Genomic DNA, 2,742 nt, shown 5'->3' on the forward strand with positions numbered 1-2,742 from the left:
AGGCGCGGCTGCTGCTGCCGCGCATCGGCCACCTGGGCAGCGAGCTGAATGCACGCACCCTGGCCGAGCTGTCGGTCGCACTGCCCGAAGGCGAGATCTACCAGCCGCCGCTGGCCGCGCAGCGCAGCACCGAGCTGCCGATCAGCTTCCCGCGCTGGCGCTGGCTCGACCTGCCACCGGTGGCCGAGCCGGCCGCGGCCCAGCCGCTGGTCGCCGGCTTCGTGCAGGGGCTGGCCATCGCGCTGGCCAAGGGCGACCCCGAGCCCTTCATCCAGGGCGCGCGGCTGCGCTTCGAGGAACTGGCCGTGGCCTACCAGAAGCCGGTGACCGAGCTGGCCGCCCGCTGGCGTGCGCGCATCCAGATGCTGCATGCCACCAAGGCCCTGCGCATGGTGCTGCCCGCGCTGCCCGACGTGCAGCTGCGGCCCTGCGCCGGCGGCCGCCTGCTGGAGTGTGTGGACGCCACCGGCCAGCCCATCCTGCGCACCGAAGCGGCCTCCGATGGCAGCCGCCACGCCTGGCCGCTGCGCGTGGGTGTGGTGGAAGGCCATTGCCACGTGATGCGCTGAAACGCCCGCGCCGGGGACCGCTATGCTTGCGAGGTCTTACCTTTCGTCGTGCCGCCGTCGCCCATGATCGTTCTCACCGTCCAGAGCTTCAACGGTCAACCAACGGCCGGTCTGGCTGCAAGTTTCGACGAGCTGGGCGGCACCGTCGGCCGTGCCGACACCAACCAGCTGGTGCTGCCCGACCCCGAACGGTCGATCTCGCGCGTGCATGCGCAGGTCGTCTTCCGCCACGGCAACTTCGCGCTGGTGGACCGGGGCAGCAACCCGGTGCTGGTCAACGGCACGCCGCTGGGCAACGGCCGCGAAGCGCCGCTCAAGCATGGCGACACGCTGCAGATCGGCGGTTACCTGATCGGCGTGACGCAGGGCCAGCAGACCACCGCCAAGGACTTGTTCGCCGACCTGTTCGGCGAGGCCGGCGGTGCCCGGCCACCGGCTGCCGCACCCAAGCCGCCACCGCCGCTGTTCACGCAGTCGTTCGGGCCCACGCCGGGGCCGGCGCCCGCGCCCTGGCCCGCGCCCGCCGCGCCGCCCCTGTTCGCCGCGCCCAGCCCGCCGCCGGCCTCGGCGGGCGCCGTCATCCCCGACGACTGGGACCCGTTCGCCCCGGCGCCCGCCCCGGCGCCCGGCTGGGGCGCACCGCCGGCCGCACCGGCGCCCGCCAACCCCTACATCCCCGACCTGCCGCTGCAGGCGCCTTCGGGCAGCGATTCGCTCGATGCCTTGTTCGGCCTGGGGGGCGGCAGCGGCGCGGCCCCTGCCGATCCTTTCGCCGGCTCGCCACTGGCTGCGCCGGTGGCCGGCCCCAACACCGCGGCCGACGCCGACCCGCTGCGCGCGCTGGGCCTGCAGCCCGATGCACCGCCGGCCGCCGCCACCGACCATGTGTCGGACCTGCACACGCCGTGGATGGCCAAGCCGCTGCGCGAGGCGACGCCAGCTGCTGCGCCCGCCGCGCCGGCCACCCCGCCGGGTGTGCCACCGGGCGCGGTGCTGTCCTGGAACCATCCGTCGCGCGAGACCAAGGTGGTGACACTGCCCGGCGTGCGCCGCATGGAGGCGCCCGACCTGCCGGTGGAGCCGGCGCCGCCGGCGCCCGCCCTCAGCGCCACCGCGCCGGTGCAGGAAGCGGCCGATCCGCAGACCTGGATCCGCCCGCCTTCGGCCCCCCGGCCCGCGCCTGCGACCCTGCCCGCCGCTGCGGCCCCGGCGCAGGCCGGCCCCGCACCCGACGCGCTGGTGGCTGCGCTGGCTGAAGGCCTGGGCCTGCCCGCGGCCGAGCTGCGCGGCCTGGACGCCGAGCAGCTGCGCCGGCTGGGTGCGCTGCTGCGTGAAGCCACCCGCGGTGCGGTGGAGCTGCTGGTGGCGCGCGCGGCGCTCAAGCGCGAGATGCGGGCCGACGTGACGATGATGGCCGCGCGCGAGAACAACCCGCTGAAGTTCTCGCCCAACGTGGACGTCGCGCTCAAGCACCTGCTGGGCGCGCCCACGCCGGGCTTCATGGGCCCCACCGACGCGATGCGCGATGCCTTCGACGACCTGCGGGCGCATCAGCTGGGCGTGATGGCCGGCATGCGGGCCGCGCTGGACGGCGTGCTGCAGCGCTTCGACCCCGCGGTGCTGGAAGCGCGCATCAGCAAGCGCAGCGGGCTGGCGGGCCTGCTGGCCGGCAACCGCAAGGCGCAGCTGTGGGAACAGTTCCAGCAGCTGTACACGCAGCTGTCGGCCGAGGCGGCGGACGACTTCCAGGAGCTGTTCGGCAAGGCGTTCCGCAAGGCCTATGAGGCCCACATCGACCAGCTTCAACGGGGCGAGTGACGCTCGCCCGCACAGGACCGCCCAAGATGCTTGCGCTTGAAGTTGCCATCCTCTCGGAGATGGGAGGCCGCAAGGCCAACGAAGATGCCTGCGGCCACTGGCACTCGGTGGATGAGTTGTGTTGCGTGCTGGCCGATGGTGCCGGCGGCCATGGCGGCGGCGGCGTGGCCGCGCGGCTGGTGGTCGAGCGCATGCTGCAGGGTTTTGCGGCGCGCCCCACCACCGGCGCGCGCCAACTCACCGACCTGGTGTTCGACACCAACCGCGCGGTGATCGATGCCCGCACGCCGCACACCGAGCGGGCCAACATGTTCAGCACCGTGGTCGGCCTGGTGATCGACTTCGTGCGCCACCG

The 2,742-nt window shown here is 74.1% G+C and carries 3 protein-coding genes; all 3 read left to right on the forward strand.

Annotated features, from left to right (window positions below; all coding sequences use genetic code 11):
- Positions 1–569, forward strand: a 569-nt coding sequence (locus tag ABNT58_RS03455; protein WP_348752117.1) for a hypothetical protein, incomplete at its 5' end; no start/stop codon positions are given.
- Positions 570–632: 63 nt separating this feature from the next.
- The gene (gene tagH, locus ABNT58_RS03460; protein ID WP_348752118.1) at positions 633–2,387 is read left to right on the forward strand and encodes a type VI secretion system-associated FHA domain protein TagH; all 1,755 of its coding nucleotides are present in this window, start codon (positions 633–635) and stop codon (positions 2,385–2,387) included.
- Between the two features lie 26 nt (positions 2,388–2,413).
- The coding region (locus ABNT58_RS03465; RefSeq protein WP_348752119.1) for a protein phosphatase 2C domain-containing protein at positions 2,414–2,742 on the forward strand (329 nt) is incomplete at its 3' end.

It is taken from the genome of uncultured Aquincola sp. (assembly GCF_964001545.1).
Lineage (GTDB): Bacteria > Pseudomonadota > Gammaproteobacteria > Burkholderiales > Burkholderiaceae_C > Aquincola.

Excerpts from the sequence above, each read along its gene's own strand:
- tagH (WP_348752118.1), top strand. The coding sequence starts at position 633 with ATGATCGTTCTCACCGTCCAGAGCTTCAACGGTCAACCAACGGCCGGT.